The sequence below is a fragment of the Dongia deserti genome (assembly GCF_003574735.1).
Lineage (GTDB): Bacteria > Pseudomonadota > Alphaproteobacteria > Dongiales > Dongiaceae > Dongia_A > Dongia_A deserti.
In genome coordinates this window covers 246,768-261,342 of record NZ_QORW01000004.1, presented here as the reverse complement: position 1 = coordinate 261,342, position 14,575 = coordinate 246,768, and the positions used below count along the sequence as shown (strand labels likewise).

Here is a 14,575-nt window from a genome sequence, read left to right as displayed (position 1 = left end):
CCTACATCGTCAAACACGGAACAACCCGCTGCTGTGATCCCCGATCTCGCGGGTCTGCCCGCGAGCTCGGGTCAACGGCCTGTATCGCTGGGCAGGCTAGTCGGGGGGGCGCCCTGGTAGGTCAAGATAACGACTCAGCCACACGACAGATCCGTCCGTCTTTTCCAGGGCGGCGAGGATTGTGAACTCACCATAAACCGATATCCAAAGCTCGAACTGGCTCTCCGCCGCCGCAGTGGAGATTAGACGGTTCTCCTCAGCCCATGAATTGTCGAGACGGTAGATCACGTGCTTCACGCTTTCCGCGCCAAACCCGAAGTTCTTATCGAACTCAACCCAGACTCTAACGCTGTAGCGCCCGCTCTTGGGGCTTGTCCGCGGCACTTGCATGACAGCAGAGTGCAGCAAGTAGGGATAGGTCGCTGACTGATCAGGATTGTCCTCGCGCTTCAGTGAAGCGATCAGTTCGGGTCGAACCTCGGACAACTTGCCACCCGAAACGCCCTCCTTGGTCGTGCTTTTCACAGTGTCGCTGGCAATGCCAGCCGGCACCTCGATCGAAACGGGGCCAACCGTGAACTTGGTGCCGCGCTGGATGAGCATGTCAACGTACTTGACTGCATTGGCAAGATATCCGCGTGCCCTAGTCGAATAGGACAATGTGATGATGAGGCCCACGGCGATGGCAGGCCAAGCCACGGCACTCAATAGCGAGCCAATGGCTGTTATAAGTTGGGCTATGTCATTCACAATCGATGGATCGTTCGCGGGCGTATCGGACATCGCGCATCCCAGCATTCTACCGTCTGGTTCTCCGAAGTAGGCACCTTCTCCGAAGTAGGCACCATCGGCGGCACATCAACTAATGATAGCAGAATGGAACTCAAAAGCAAAACGCCCTCCCGGTTAGGGGGAGGGCGCTGCAGCGTTGCGGAGAGATAGTTTAGCCGCTGATGCCCGGCATCAGCTTGTTATCGCCCTCGTGATCCCCGCCGTCGGAGAGCTCATCCAACGTCAGGTCGACGGCCTGCTCGAACTTGCTCAGCGTCTCCGTGAGGCATGCTTCGTCGTGTGCGGCGGAGATGAACCAGGGCTCGCGACTGTCAGGCTCGCACATCACGCCCATGTCGATCAGGATGCCCGCCATCGTGTCGTAGAAGGTGTAGTCGCTGAGCTTCCAGTTGCGATAGGTGGTCGGCGCCTGGGCGCTGAAGAACAGGCCGGACATCGAGTAATGGCCGGTGAAGCTGTGCGGGATGCCGCGGCGGCTCAGCACCTTGTGCATGCCCTCTTGCATCGCCTTGCCATAGGCATTGATGCGCTCGAACGCATCGGTATCGCGCAGGATGGTCAGCGTCTTCTCGGCGGCGGCGAGGCTCATGGCCTGCGCCGTGTAGGTGCCGCCATGAGCGACGCCCTTACCGTACTTGCGCATGATCTCTTCCTTGCCGCCGATCGCCGCGATCGGGTAGCCGTTCGCCATCGCCTTGGCGACGGTGAAGATGTCCGCCTCGATGCCGTAGAGCGCCTGCGCGCCGCCTTTGCCGACACGGAAGCCGGTCTTCACCTCGTCCACAACCATCAGAACGTTGTACTTGGTGCAGAGCTCGCGCACCGCGCGGATGAACTCGGGCTTCGAGGGGATGCCGCAGCAATTGCCGAGGATCGGCTCGATCAGAACCGCCGCGATCGAATCATGGTGCTGCTTCAGCACGTCCTCGAGGCGGTTGGCGTCGTTGTACGGCACCTGCCAGAACAGCTGGCGCACCAGCTTCGGAATGCCCTGACCGTAGGAGATCAATACCGGGTCCCGGCTCTGGTCCTTCATGCTCTCGGGGTCCGCCGTCCACATGGTGGCGTCGAACAGGCCGTGATAGGAGCCTTCGAAGGTGACGTAATTGTCCTTGCCGGTATAGCCGCGCGCCAAGCGCAGGGCAGCCATCACCGCTTCGGTGCCGGAGTTGGAGAAGCGCACAAGGTCGGCGGCCGGCATCATCTCCTTGATCAGCTTGGCGATGGTCACTTCCTTCTCGGTGCCGAGGGCGTAGACCGTGCCCGTCGACTGCGCCTCACGCACAGCGGCGTCGACCTCGTCGTTGCAGTGGCCGAGGATCGCCGGGCCATAGCCCAGCCGGTAGTCGATGTATTCGTTGCCATCCAGGTCCCAGAGGCGCGCGCCCTTGCCGCGCTTCACGAACACGGTCTCCTTCTCGCCCCAAAAGCGGAAGTTGGACGAAACCCCCAGCGGCAGATGCTTCACAGCCTCCTTGTAGTGCGCGTTGGACTTCGTGAGGTTGCGCCGCTCGGTCTTGATCGTGCTCATGATTCGCTCCGGGTTGGTGCCGCTGAAGCCCTCCGTAGCGTCGTCTCAGCGGCGGATCATTAAATGACGATATAGAAAATCTAGCCCTCTTCTGGCATACTGTCCAGCATGTTAAATGAACATTTAATCCCGCAGGTGCAGCAATCCATTGCAATTCAACAAGTTGGGTGTAGAGTGCTCGCCTTTAACGCGAGAGGGGGCTCGCGTGGTAAGGGTTGTTAAAATGGCGAAAGCAGAAGCCGCCAAAGAGATTCGGCGCAAGCAGCTGATCGACGCGACCATGCGGGCGATCGGGCGCTATGGCTATGCGAGCCTGACTTTGACCCACGTCGCGGGTGAGGCGGGGCTGTCGCCCGGCATCGTCAATTTCTATTTCAAGTCCAAGGATCAGCTCCTCATCGCGACCTTGGAAAACATCGCGGAGGAATATTCCGGCTTGTGGCAGGCTGCGATCGCCAAGGGCAAGGTTTCGCCCGCCGCCGGCCTCGAAGCAATGATTGAGGCCGACTTCCACGCGACGGTGTGTAATGCGGAGAAGGTCTCGGTCTGGTACGCCTTCTGGGCGGAGGCACGGAACAACGCCAACTACCAGAACCTCGTGATGCGGCTGGAGGAGGAATACCTCAAGGAGACCGAGCAGCTCTGCGCGCGCATCGTGGCCGAAGGCGCTTATGAGGGTGTCGATGCCCACCAGGCCGCCGTCGGCCTGAATGCCATGATCGACGGCCTGTGGTTCGATTGCCTGATGTCGCCCGCCAAGTTCGATCGTCAAGGCGCCAAACGCACCTGTCTTGCCTATCTCTCTGCCGTCTTCCCGGCGCATTTCGGCAGCGGTGCCGCGACGAGGCGCGGCAAAGGTGACGTGGATCCCTCTATCGCGATGGCGATCGATCAGGACGTGCAGGGGCGCGACGCGCACCGTGCCCGGCTGGCGGCGGCACTGCGCAAGCGGCTGGAGCCGGTCGGCCCCATGCGGCGCGAGGCACTGGCCGCCGCGACCGGCGTTTCCGTCAAGGTACTGGAAAGCTGGCTGGAGGGGCGGGCGGAGCCGACCTCCTGGCAGATGGGCCGCCTGATCGTCGCGGTCGACGTGCAGCTCTGGATGGAGGTCTATGGCCCCGTCCATGAAGAAGCCAAGCGCCTGTTCGAGGCCAAGCTGGCGCAGCAGCGCGATTTCGCCCAGCGCGAGCAGGCGAGTCTTGACGCGCTGTCGGGCAAGGCGAAGGACTAGCCACCTCCATGACCAACGTCGTCTGGCTGCCTTCGGCGTCTTCCGCGGCGCTGCGGGCGCACCGCCTGGCGCCGCTGCTGAGGCCGAAGCGGGTGGCGCTGGTGGGTGCTTCGCCGAAAGAGGGCACGGTCGGCAACGGCATGATCGTCGCCGCGACCATGGGCGAGCCGCCGGCCGAGATTGCGCTGGTCAATCCGAACTACCGGGGGATCGGCGATCGGCCGGTCTATCCGAGCCTGCGCGAGGGTCCGGGGCCGGTCGATATGGCGGTGCTGGGCGTCTCCAACGAGCGGCTGGAAGCGGCGGTGCACGACGCCATTGCGGCCGGCGTGAAGGCACTCACCATTTTTGCGTCCGGGTATCTCGACAACGACAGCGAGCCGAAGCTGACGCAGCGCGTTGCCGCGATGGCGCGCGAGGCGGGCGTGCAGATCTGCGGCGGCAACTGCATGGGGTTCTACAATCTCAGCTATGGCTTGCGCGTCTGCGGCTTCCCGCCGCCGCAATGGATGCGCAAAGGCGGCGCGGTGCTGCTCACTCACTCCGGCTCAGTCTATTCGGGCATCTGTCACAACGACAGGCGCATGGGCTGGGCGCTCGCGGTCTCGGCCGGGCAGGAGCTGACCACCACGATCGCCGACTATCTCGATTTCGCGCTGGAGATGCCGGAGACGCGCTGCATCGGCCTGTTCCTCGAGACGGTGCGCGATCCGGCCAACTTCGTCGCCGGTCTCGAGAAGGCGCGCAAGCGCGATATTCCTGTGATCGCGCTGAAGGTGGGGAAGACCGCTGCCTCGGCGGCGAAGGCGGTCAGCCATTCCGGCGCCATCGCCGGCAATCACGCGGCCTATGCCGCCTTGTTCGACCGGCACAACGTGATCGAGGTCGAGACGCTGGATGATTTCGCCAACGCGCTGCGGTTCTATTCCGGGCCGCGGCGCCTGGCGCCGGGCGACATCGCGACCATGCACGATTCCGGCGGGTTGTTGGAGCTGACCATTGATCGCGCCGAGAAGCATGGCGTTTCTTTCGCTGTGATCTCGGACGAAACCAAGCGCAAGCTGGCGAAGCGCCTGGATGCCGGGCTTGAACCGACGAATCCGCTCGATGCGTGGGGCACGGGCAAGGATTACCAAGCGGCGATGGGCGAGATGATGACCGCGCTGGTGGAGGATCCCGCCACGGCGTGCGGCATTTTCTGCGTCGAGACGCGTGACGGCTACTATCTCTCCGATGGCTATGCCGCGCTGATGGAAGCTGCCTTCGCGCGTACGGAGAAGCCGCTGCTGCTCAGCACCAATCTCGGCAGCAACGGATCGGATGGCGTCGCCCAGCGTCTGACCGAGCACGGTATCCCGGTTCTGTCCGGCGTCGATTCCACGCTCAGCGTCATGAAGCTGGCGCTGCGCCATCGCGATCGCGGTTCGCAGCAACGTCTGGAGATTGCGCCGGCGTCGCCCGGCCTGCGCGAGAAATGGGCGCCACGCCTGAGGCAAGGGGAGCCGCTCGACGAGGATGCTAGCCTCGCGCTGCTGGAGGATTATGGCTTGCGGGTGCCGAAGCGCCACGTCGTCGGCAGCGTGGAGCAGGCGATCGCGTGGGCGGAGCGCATCGGTTATCCGGTCGCGCTCAAGACAGCAGCGCCGGCCGTGCACCACAAGTCCGATGTCGGCGGCGTGAAGCTCGACATTCGCAGCGAGGCGCACTTGCGCGCGGCCTATGAGGAGATGGCGACGCGCCTCGGCGCGCGCATGCTGCTCACGCAGATGGTGGAGCAGGGGACGGAGCTGGCGCTGGGCGGTCTGCATGATCCGCAGTTCGGCATGCTGCTCATGCTGGGCGCCGGCGGCACCCTCATCGAGATGCTGGAGGACCGTACCTTCGCCCTGGCGCCGATCGACGAGCTGGAGGCCGAGCGCAAGCTCGACGGCCTGAAGCTGCGCAAGCTGCTCGACGGCGTGCGCGGGCGGCCTGCGGCGCATCTGCCGAGCGTACTCATGGCGATCGCGCGCTTCTCGGTGATGCTCGCGGACCTGGACGGCTTGAGCGCGGAAGTCGACGTGAACCCGCTGATCGCCGGCCCCAGCGCCTGCATGGCCGTCGACGCGCTGATCGTGCCTTCTTCTCATATGTCACCCCGGCCTTGAGCCGTGGCCTATGCGGCCTATCGAGCGCACCGAACGTTCGCATGGGTCCCGGCTCTCGCTCACGCTCGGCCGGGATGACACTCTGGGAAGCGTAACTTGGGGGGAACGCATGGACCTGTCACTCAGCACCGCCGACATCGAAGCGCAGGCGCGGGCCCGCGCCTTTGTCGAGACCTGGCTGCATCCTAACGAGATCGCGTGCGATGAGCGCACGCTCTCGAAGAAGACGCTGGCCGAGATCAAGAAGAATGTGCTGCGCTACAAGCTGAACGGCGTCAATCACACGATCGAGGATGGCGGTCACGGCTACACGCCGCTGCAGCAGGTCCTCATCGCCGAGCAGCTCGGCCGCGCCACCAACGGCATGTGGACCGTGTGCTGGAAGGCCTCGACCCCGCTGAAATACGGCACCGAGAAGCAGCGCCAGGAGTTCCTCATCCCGATCAACCAGGGCAAGGGCCGCGCCTGTTACGCCATCACCGAGCCGGAGGCCGGCTCCGATCCCTCGATGGTCAAGACCAGCGCTGTCAAGAAGAAAGGCAGGTGGGTGATCTCGGGCGAGAAGTGGTTCGTCACCTCGGCCGATGCCTCGCACGTCATCCTCGTGCACGCTCATGTCGATGGAGATCCGAAGAAGCCGACCCTCTTCATCGTCGACAAGGATGCGCCGGGCGTGAAGGTCAACCGCATCCCCAAGTTCACCCACAATTATCTCTACGAGCACTTCGAGATGACCTTCGACAAGGTGACCGTGGAGGACGACCGACGCCTGGGCGACGTGGGGCAGGGCTTCGACCTTACCAAGGAGTGGTTCACCGAGACGCGGATCGAGATCGCGGCTCATTGCCTGGGTGCTGCCACCCGCGCGACCGAGATCGCCAACGACTACGCCGCCGGTCGCATCCAGTTCGGCAAGCCGATCCGCGATTTTCAGGCCATCGAGTTCATGCTGGCCGACATGGCGGTAGACCTCTTTGCGACCAAGAGCATGATCTATCGCGTCGGCGCGGAATTGAATGCCGGCCTCGACAAGAAGATGCAGCACGCCCGCGCCTCCGCGCTCAAGCTCTACGCCTCGGAGATGGCCGGCCGCGTGGTCGACAAAGCGGTGCAGATATTGGGCGGCCGCGGCTACATGCGCGAGAACCCGGTCGAGCGCCTGTGGCGCGACGTCCGCGTCGACCGCATCTGGGAAGGCACCAGCGAAATCCAGCGCATGGTGATCGCCGGGCAGATCAAGAAACGTGGGCTTGGGATCTATAGCGGGTGGTGATCTTAGGACCTAATCGCTACCACCACCATCTCCACCCTCGCCGCCGCCACCGTGGTCAGAACTCCCAGTATAACGGATGATATCGCCTTAACCGGCATAGCGCTGCACGCCACCGAACGGATCATGATAAGAGGCGGCCTCGCTGGCCTCCTTACCCGGCTTGGCGCGACGCGGCCGGAACAAGGCAACGACAATCAGGACGCCGAATGCGGCAACGATCGCTGCGACTATGTATTCCGCGACTTTGCTCCCACCGTATCTGACGTCCCCCGCTGATCTGGCTGGGCGGCTTTCGACGCGTCATCCTCCGTCGGCCATCCGGTCAAGCCGCCATAGTGGTCCATGATGAACTGCTTGTTACGCGCTCGGGTTTGGTCGACGAGAATCCCGCGCGCGAGCGTCAGAATCGTGCATACAATCACGCCCACAACGATACCGAAAAATTGCAAGGACCTCTAGCATTCCGATCAGTTCAGCAATCGCCGCCAGCACTCGCGCCGGTCCCGCAACCGGCAACAGCGCCACCAGGGTCGCCGCAATGCGAGCCGTTGTGGTCCGGAACCTGCGCTTTCCAGTCGTCGATGCTCATCCAGATACCTAGCACGATGAGGCCGCCAAACAGCACATAGCCAAGGATGGACTCCATGCGATCACCTCGCGCGATTATATGGGCGCGGAACGATCGCAATGGTGGCATAGGGCCGCGCGATTGGCAAATCGCGGTGTAGCCCACTGATCTGCTTTATCTGGAGTCGGGCACTGAATCAGGTTGCTGCGGATCCTGGACTTTCGGACTCCGTCCCACCATCACGACCCAGATGACGGCGAACAGGATGGCAGCGACGATTGCGAGCCGCCATGAAAACTCGCTCAGCACGAAGCCGATTACCGCCGCGAGCACGAGGCTGATCGCAAGTGCCTGTAGGACGGTCGTGATGTGACCATTTCGCATATCAGATCACCGTGAGAAGAGACGCCGACTACCCGACCCCGAACTGCGCCACGACCTTGCCGAAGTCATCGGCGAAAGAGTCGCCGGTGCGCAGGATCGCCACGTCATCGGGGATGCCGGGGAACAAGGCGCGGTCACTGCCCTGGCTGGTCAGGATCGCGGCGGGAATCTTCTCGATGCTGGAAATGGCGCGGACGGCGCGTACCAGGTCGAGGCCGGTCATCGTGCGCATTACCTGCGAGGTGATGATCATATCCGGTCGCGCGCGCAGGGCGGCATTGAGGCCGTCCATCGGATCGTTGACCGCGTTCACGCGGAAGCCGCACGCCATGACCTGCTGGGTCAGCAGCTTGGCAAGCGCGCGGGTTGGCGTCACCAGCAGAATCTCGACGGTGTGGGCGCTGATGTCCTTGACCGAGAAATTCTGCACCAGGTGGGTGGGGAGCGCGCGCACGATCTGCGCCAGTTCTTCGTCGCTCGGCTGCTGCGGGCGGTCGAGCATCTCGGCCATGCGGTCGATGAATTTCTGCAGCTGGCCCGGCATTTCCGCGGTCCAGTTCGTCAGATCGGCGACGTAGTTCTCCATCCGGTGCGCGATCTGCGAGAGCGCGGGATAGCCGAAGCTGCCGCCGATGCCCTTCATGTTGTGCGCCTGGCGCCTGAGGGCGGAGAGGCCGGTATCGCTCGGGCCGTCCGCGATCATGCGCTCCATGATGCGCCCCATCTCGGACAGCCGGTCGGTGGCGTCGTCATGCAGCTCGATCTGCAGGACGCGCATCATCTCATCGTAATTGCCGCCGGTTATCTTGATGGCCGTCATGATCTGTTCCCCGCATTCGGCCGAACGGCCGGTCTACATCGGATGCCACAAGCCAGGTTGAGATCTGGTAAAAACGCCCCGGCATTCGCCTCAAATGCAGGGGAGTGATCGCCTTTCGTTGCAATGCTCCCTGCATGTCATCCCGGCCGAGCATAGCGAGAGCCGGGACCCATGCAGTCCATCAGTGCCGCTGAGATTTGGCATGGGTCCCGGCTCTGCGCCGCTAACGCGGCTCGGCCGGGATGACATGTGGTTATTGGGCGATCACCACACCGGATCGATCGGCGTGTCCAGTCCGTGCTGTGCTTCGATCACTTCGGCTGCATCCAGTGCTAGGTCTTCGCGGTAGCGGCCGGTGATCACTTGCACCCCGAGCGGCAGGCCCTTCGGCGCGCCCTCTACCTGCGTGGTTCCGACGGGAACCGCGGCGGCCGGGAAGCCGAGCAGGTTCACCACCACCATGAGCGCTTGGGCTTCCAGCACATGGCGCGTGCGCTCCATGTCCGTGGTATCGAAGCCGAATTCGAAGGGCAAGTCGCCGCTGTTTGGTCCCACCAATACGGGATACTGCTCGAGGAACAGCGACCACTCGCGACGGTGCTTGCTGATCTGGGCAAAGCCCTTGATGTATTCGCCAATGCCGATGGCCGGCAGCGCGTCGCGCCACAGCTTCACCGCCTTCACGGCGAGCGGGTCGGCATTGGCCTCGATGGTCTCCCACAGCATTCCGCGGATGTCGGCCGCCACCAACGCTAGCCAGAGTTCGCGCGCGTCCACGATCGAGGGGGGCGTCACTTCCTCCACCACATAGCCCGCGTTGCCCAGCGCCGCGCCTGCTTTTCGCACCGAGTCCGCGACAGCCGCATGCGTGTAGAGCCCAGGCGCACCGGTGATGAGGCCGACCTTGATCGGCCGCTGCGGCGAACGGCCGTGATGATGCGCCGGCACCCACCACGGGTCGCGCGGATCGCGCCCGCTCATGGCATGGAGGCCGAGGCGCACGTCTCTGACGCGCCGCGCCAGCGGACCTTGCACGGCGAACATCGCGATTGTGGGCGGCCGCTCTGCCAAAGCAGTGGGGTTGAAAGCGGGCACGCGGCCCATCGTCGGGCGGATGCCGGCGACGCCGCAGCAATAGGCGGGATAGCGGATCGAGCCGCCGTAGTCGTTGCCGTGCGAGATCGGGCCGATGCCGGCCGCGACCGCCGCGCCCGCGCCGCCGGACGAGCCGCCGGGCGTGCGCCTCTTGGACCAGGGATTATAGGTGCGGCCGCGCAACGCGTTGTCGGTCTCCCAGCGCAGGGAGTAGGCGGGACAGTTGGTGCGACCGATGAACACGGCACCAGCCCTGCGCCAGTTGGCGGCCACCGGTGCGTCGGCCGGCGCGATCACATCCTTGTAGGCGACCACGCCGTTTGGCGTGGGCAGGTCCTTCTGGTCGATATTCTCCTTGGTGCTGACCGGCACGCCGTGGAGCGGGCCCAGAGCCTCGCCGGCCTTCACTGCGGCATCGGCCGCGTTGGCATCGTGCAAAGCCTGCTCGCGGATCTGGAACGTCACGGCGTTGAGCTTCGGGTTCACCGCGTCCAGGCGGGCCAGGCAGGATTCGGTCGCCTCGCGGCTCGATATCTTGCGCAGGCGGATCGCCTTCGCCAGATCGACCGCATCCCACTGCCAGAGTTCCGTCTTGGTCATGATCCGTCCCTGTTCCTGATCCAGCTGCAGAGCGTAGCGCGGGACTGGACGAAAGCCAATTGGCTGGTAGATTTCGCCGGGCAAAATCCGAGGGAGCAGCATGAAGGTCTATATCAGCGCCGACATCGAAGGGACGGCCGGCATCACCAACTGGGACGAGGCGCGCAAGACCCACGCTGACTATCCCGAGCATCGCCAGCAGATGACGCGCGAAGTGCTGGCCGCTTGCGAGGGCGCGAATGCGGCCGGGGCCAAGGAAATGCTGATCAAGGATGCGCATGCGACCGGCCGCAACATCCTTCAGGCCGATCTGCCGGTGAATGCGCGCCTGATCCGCGGCTGGAGCGGCCATCCCATGAGCATGGTGCAGGGGCTGGACAAGGACTTCGATGCCGCCTTGTTCATCGGCTATCACTCGAAGGCGGGGGACGAGACCAATCCGCTGGCGCACACGCTCAATCTGGACATCATGCGCATGCGCATCAATGGTGTGCCGACGTCAGAATTCCTGCTGCACGCCTATGCCGCCGCCACTGTCGGCGTGCCGGTGGTGTTCGTCTCCGGCGACTGGCAGCTCTGCACCGACATCAAGGAGATCAACCCCAACATCACCGCCGTCGCGGTGAGCGAAGGCATCGGGCCTTCGACTGTCAGCCTCGCGCCCAGGACCGCCTGCGCGCAGATCCGCGATGGCGTCGAGCAGGCGCTGCGGGGCGATTTGAAGAAGTGCCTGCTAAAATTGCCGGAGCGCTTCACGCTGGAGATCGAGTTCAACAATCCGGTGAAGGCCTACAAGTCATCCTGGTACCCCGGCTGCCAGCACATCGGAGGCCGTACCATCCGCTTCGAGACCAGCGACTATTTCGAGGTGATGCGGGCGCTGAAGTTCATCGCCTAGCAACCACCCGCACTCCCCCGCTGTCATCCCGGCCAAGCCGCGCAGTGGCGCGAGCCGGGACCGATGGGCCATCACCACCACTCTGATGGAGCACATGGGTCCCGGCTCTCGCTGCGCTCGGCCGGGATGACATGTAGAGTGGTTGTTGCAAGCGCTATGCCGTTGCCACGAAGTGCCCGCCACCGAGGTCGCGATAGCTGACGAAGATGGGCACGTAATCCACCGGGCGGAACGGGCTCGGCACTTCGCCTTCCAGGCGCCGTCGCGCCAGGCCGCGGCGCGCGGGATCAGGGACGGGCACCGCTGCGAGCAGCTTCTTCGTGTAGGGATGCTGCGGGTTGCCGAGCACTTCCTTGGTGGGACCGGTCTCGACGATCTGCCCGAGATACATGACGGCGACGCGGTGACTGATCTGCTCCACCACAGCCATGTCGTGCGAGATGAAGAGGTAGGAGAGGCCGAGCTCCGCACGCAGCTTCTTGAGCAGCGCCAGGATCTGCGCCTGGATCGAGACGTCGAGCGCCGATACGCATTCGTCGGCGATGATGATCTTGGGATTGAGCGACAGCGCGCGGGCGATGCAGATGCGCTGGCGCTGGCCGCCGGAGAACTCGTGCGGGAAGCGCGACATGTGATCGGGTGTCAATCCCACGCGCTGGAACAGATCGGCGACGCGGCCAATCAGCTCCTGTCCCTTGGCGAGGCCATGGATCACCAGCGGCTCACCCACCAGGTCGCCGACGTTCATGCGTGGGTCCAACGACGCGTGTGGATCCTGGAAGATCATCTGCACGTCCCGGCGCAACGCGCGCAAGTCATCGCCATCAAGGCCCGCGGTTTCCTTGTCTGTGAGCTTGATGGAACCGGTGAACGGCGAGAGGTGCATGATGGCGCGGGCCGTGGTCGACTTGCCGCAGCCGCTTTCTCCCACCAGCGCCAGCGTTTCGCCGGGCGCTAGGTCGAAGGAAACCTTCTCGACCGCATGCACGCGCTGCTTGGTGCGGTGGAAGAAGCCGCCCTTCACGTCGAACCGCACGATGAGATCGCGCACGCTGAGGATCGGTTCCGGCGGCGGCGCTTCGACCGGCGCGTTCCTGCCGTTGGCGAATTTGGGGACGGCGGCCAGCAGCGACTTGGTATAATCGGCTTGCGGCGTGGCGAACACGGACTTGACCGTCCCTTGCTCCATCATCCTGCCGTGGCGCATGACGATCACGCGGTCCGCCATCTCCGCCACCACGCCCATATCGTGCGTGATGAGGATGATGGCGGTGCCGGTCTGCTTCTGCAGATCGCTCATCAGCTCCAGGATCTGCGCCTGGATGGTGACGTCGAGCGCGGTGGTGGGCTCATCGGCGATCAGGATCTTGGGGTCGCACGACATCGCCATGGCGATCATCACGCGCTGGCGCATGCCGCCCGAGAGCTCGTGCGGATATTGCCTCATGCGGCGGCGCGCTTCCGGGATGCGCACCGAGTCCAACACGGCGATGGCGCGCTTTTCGGCCTCGCGCTCGCTAAGCCCCTTGTGCCGTCGCAATCCTTCGATCATCTGCGTGCCGATGGAGAGCACGGGATTGAGGCTGGTCATCGGCTCCTGGAAGATCATGGCGATCTCATCGCCGCGCACCTCCTGCATTTCGCGATCGCTGAGCTTGAACAGGTCGCGTCCCTGGAAGATCGCGGAGCCGGCGGTGATGCGCCCGCCTGGCTTGGGCAAAAGGCCCATGAGCGAGAGCGCGGTCACCGACTTTCCCGAGCCGGATTCACCGGCGATGCAGAGCGTCTCGCCGGCCTCGAGCGTGAAGGTGAGGCCGTCTACCACCGTGTCCGGCCCCGTCGGGGTGGCAAACGCCACGCGCAGGCCGTCGAGGTGGAGGAGGGCGCTCGGCTTGTTGGTGTGGCTGGTGGCCGTCATACTGCCTGGGATCGTTGTAACTACTCGCGCTGTTCCTTGACGAGGCGGATCAAAAGTTCGGCCAGTTCTAGGGCCTCTTCTTCGCCCATGTCGACTGGATCCTTGTAATTGTTACGCACCTGCAAGATGATCGCGCCGCTCGGCTCCGCCCACACGGCAATCTCACCGCCGGCCACCTCATAGACCTGTGACTCGTCTGTAGTCATTTTATAGGCTCACCCTTCCAGTCATCCTCGTGCTTGGCACGAGGATCCACGAGTTTGCCCGCGATGGCTCCGTTTGGCCCTTCGAAACTCGTGGATGGTCGTGCCAAGCACGACCATGACGAAGGTGAGAGTGGCATCGGATTCGGACTCAATCCAACACCACCCGCGGGAAGTACAGGCTCACCACCCAGTTGGGCATGTCGACGATCTCGCTGATTCGGAGGTCGGCGCAGACGGAGCACAGCATGTAGGCCTCGAGCGCGGAGATGTTGTGGCGTGCGGTGAGGAGGTCGATCATGCCGCTTACCGCAGCACGCGCACCGGTCATGAGATCGGGGCCGATGCCGGTGGTCACGTCGTAGCCCTTTTCGTCGAGATGGCGCGCCACCGGTCCCGGCGTGCGGAAGCGCGGCATCTTCAAGTTCGCGCCTTTGACCAGGTCGAGCTTCAGCGTGACCTTGTGCTGCGTCTCGATCGCGGTGCCGCACACCTCGCCATCGCCTTGCGCGGCGTGCGGGTCGCCGATCGAGAACAGCGCGCCCTTGACCTCGATCGGCAGGAACAGTTCCGTGCCGATCGAGAGATCGCGGATGTCCATGTTGCCGCCGACCTGGCGCGGCGGAACGACCGAATGCAGCCCTGGTTCGGCCGGTGCGACGCCGATGGTGCCGCAGAACGGCTTCATCGGCACCGCCGCCAGTCCGCCGAACATCGCGGGCGTGGAGAAGCTGGCATCGTATTTCCAGATGTGAAGTCCGGGCTCCTTGAACTGGTCCGCCAGCAGGCCGAAGCCGGGAATGTTGGCGGTCCAGCCCCAGCCGTTGTTCTCGAAACCGAGGAACGTGATGCGCAGCGCATCGCCCGGCTCGGCCCCATCCACCTCGATGGGGCCGAGGGTCGGATTGATGCGCCCGAAATCCAGCCGCGCGAGATCGGCCGCCTTCCAGTCCGGCGTGATCTGTCCGCAGGACGGATCGAGGCACTCAAACTCCAGCACATCGCCAGGGGCCGCCTTGGCGGTCGGCGGGAAGGCGTTGTTCCAGCCGATATGGTGCTGGTGGCTGTGGATGGTGTTGACCGGCCCGTGCGGATGATTATGGCGCATCACGTCA

13 protein-coding genes are annotated in these 14,575 nt (G+C 63.9%); 4 read left to right on the top strand and 9 right to left on the bottom strand.

Annotated elements, in window-relative coordinates; genetic code table 11:
- Positions 1–96: 96 nt before the first annotated feature.
- Positions 97–783, bottom strand: a complete 687-nt coding sequence (locus DTX69_RS08125) for a pYEATS domain-containing protein (RefSeq protein ID WP_119301021.1) — start codon at positions 781–783, stop codon at positions 97–99.
- 160 nt (positions 784–943) lie between these two features.
- On the bottom strand, positions 944–2,323 hold the full coding sequence (locus tag DTX69_RS08120) for an aspartate aminotransferase family protein (RefSeq protein WP_119301020.1): 1,380 nt from the start codon (positions 2,321–2,323) through the stop codon (positions 944–946).
- Between the two features lie 223 nt (positions 2,324–2,546).
- On the opposite strand from DTX69_RS08120, the gene betI reads away from it, so the two are divergent.
- The 3 genes from betI (at position 2,547) to DTX69_RS08105 (ending at position 6,974) form a co-directional block, all read left to right on the top strand.
- On the top strand, positions 2,547–3,554 hold the full coding sequence (gene betI, locus DTX69_RS08115) for a transcriptional regulator BetI (protein WP_119301019.1): 1,008 nt from the start codon (positions 2,547–2,549) through the stop codon (positions 3,552–3,554).
- A gap of 8 nt (positions 3,555–3,562) precedes the next feature.
- Complete coding sequence (locus DTX69_RS08110) at positions 3,563–5,701, top strand: acetate--CoA ligase family protein (RefSeq protein ID WP_119301018.1); 2,139 nt, start codon at positions 3,563–3,565, stop codon at positions 5,699–5,701.
- A 109-nt stretch (positions 5,702–5,810) separates the two neighbouring features.
- A complete protein-coding gene (locus DTX69_RS08105) occupies positions 5,811–6,974 on the top strand; it encodes an acyl-CoA dehydrogenase family protein (RefSeq protein WP_119301017.1) in 1,164 nt (387 codons plus the stop codon).
- A gap of 472 nt (positions 6,975–7,446) precedes the next feature.
- On the opposite strand, the gene DTX69_RS30025 is transcribed toward DTX69_RS08105, so the two are convergent.
- The 4 genes from DTX69_RS30025 to DTX69_RS08085 form a co-directional block, all read right to left on the bottom strand.
- Positions 7,447–7,620 carry a hypothetical protein gene (locus DTX69_RS30025; RefSeq protein WP_162916896.1) on the bottom strand — a complete coding sequence of 58 codons (174 nt, stop codon included), beginning with the start codon at positions 7,618–7,620 and terminating at the stop codon, positions 7,447–7,449.
- 96 nt (positions 7,621–7,716) lie between these two features.
- Positions 7,717–7,926: a hypothetical protein gene (locus DTX69_RS08095; RefSeq protein WP_119301015.1), complete on the bottom strand. Its 210-nt coding sequence runs from the start codon at positions 7,924–7,926 to the stop codon at positions 7,717–7,719.
- 28 nt (positions 7,927–7,954) lie between these two features.
- Complete coding sequence (locus DTX69_RS08090; RefSeq protein WP_119301014.1) at positions 7,955–8,746, bottom strand: Hpt domain-containing protein; 792 nt, start codon at positions 8,744–8,746, stop codon at positions 7,955–7,957.
- A 264-nt stretch (positions 8,747–9,010) separates the two neighbouring features.
- Positions 9,011–10,441 carry an amidase gene (locus DTX69_RS08085; RefSeq protein ID WP_162916894.1) on the bottom strand — a complete coding sequence of 477 codons (1,431 nt, stop codon included), beginning with the start codon at positions 10,439–10,441 and terminating at the stop codon, positions 9,011–9,013.
- 100 nt (positions 10,442–10,541) lie between these two features.
- Between DTX69_RS08085 and DTX69_RS08080 the strand changes: the two genes are divergently transcribed.
- Positions 10,542–11,339, top strand: a complete 798-nt coding sequence (locus DTX69_RS08080; protein ID WP_119301012.1) for a M55 family metallopeptidase — start codon at positions 10,542–10,544, stop codon at positions 11,337–11,339.
- A gap of 154 nt (positions 11,340–11,493) precedes the next feature.
- Here DTX69_RS08080 and DTX69_RS08075 read toward each other — a convergent pair whose 3' ends face one another.
- From DTX69_RS08075 to DTX69_RS08065, 3 genes are all read right to left on the bottom strand, one after another.
- The gene (locus tag DTX69_RS08075; RefSeq protein ID WP_119301011.1) at positions 11,494–13,257 is read right to left on the bottom strand and encodes an ABC transporter ATP-binding protein; all 1,764 of its coding nucleotides are present in this window, start codon (positions 13,255–13,257) and stop codon (positions 11,494–11,496) included.
- A 20-nt stretch (positions 13,258–13,277) separates the two neighbouring features.
- Positions 13,278–13,463 (bottom strand): hypothetical protein, encoded by a 186-nt coding sequence (locus tag DTX69_RS08070; protein WP_119301010.1) that lies wholly within the window; start codon positions 13,461–13,463, stop codon positions 13,278–13,280.
- 148 nt (positions 13,464–13,611) lie between these two features.
- Entirely contained in the window at positions 13,612–14,568 is a 957-nt protein-coding gene (locus tag DTX69_RS08065) for an acetamidase/formamidase family protein (protein WP_119301009.1), read from the bottom strand.
- Positions 14,569–14,575: the final 7 nt, after the last annotated feature.

Coding starts and splice junctions, on each gene's coding strand:
- betI (WP_119301019.1), top strand. CDS start 2,547: ATGGCGAAAGCAGAAGCCGCCAAAGAGATTCGGCGCAAGCAGCTGATC.
- DTX69_RS30025 (WP_162916896.1), bottom strand. CDS start 7,620: ATGGAGTCCATCCTTGGCTATGTGCTGTTTGGCGGCCTCATCGTGCTA.
- DTX69_RS08065 (WP_119301009.1), bottom strand. CDS start 14,568: ATGCGCCATAATCATCCGCACGGGCCGGTCAACACCATCCACAGCCAC.
- DTX69_RS08105 (WP_119301017.1), top strand. CDS start 5,811: ATGGACCTGTCACTCAGCACCGCCGACATCGAAGCGCAGGCGCGGGCC.
- DTX69_RS08110 (WP_119301018.1), top strand. CDS start 3,563: ATGACCAACGTCGTCTGGCTGCCTTCGGCGTCTTCCGCGGCGCTGCGG.
- DTX69_RS08120 (WP_119301020.1), bottom strand. CDS start 2,323: ATGAGCACGATCAAGACCGAGCGGCGCAACCTCACGAAGTCCAACGCG.
- DTX69_RS08095 (WP_119301015.1), bottom strand. CDS start 7,926: ATGCGAAATGGTCACATCACGACCGTCCTACAGGCACTTGCGATCAGC.
- DTX69_RS08075 (WP_119301011.1), bottom strand. CDS start 13,257: ATGACGGCCACCAGCCACACCAACAAGCCGAGCGCCCTCCTCCACCTC.
- DTX69_RS08090 (WP_119301014.1), bottom strand. CDS start 8,746: ATGACGGCCATCAAGATAACCGGCGGCAATTACGATGAGATGATGCGC.
- DTX69_RS08085 (WP_162916894.1), bottom strand. CDS start 10,441: ATGACCAAGACGGAACTCTGGCAGTGGGATGCGGTCGATCTGGCGAAG.
- DTX69_RS08070 (WP_119301010.1), bottom strand. CDS start 13,463: ATGACTACAGACGAGTCACAGGTCTATGAGGTGGCCGGCGGTGAGATT.
- DTX69_RS08125 (WP_119301021.1), bottom strand. CDS start 783: ATGTCCGATACGCCCGCGAACGATCCATCGATTGTGAATGACATAGCC.
- DTX69_RS08080 (WP_119301012.1), top strand. CDS start 10,542: ATGAAGGTCTATATCAGCGCCGACATCGAAGGGACGGCCGGCATCACC.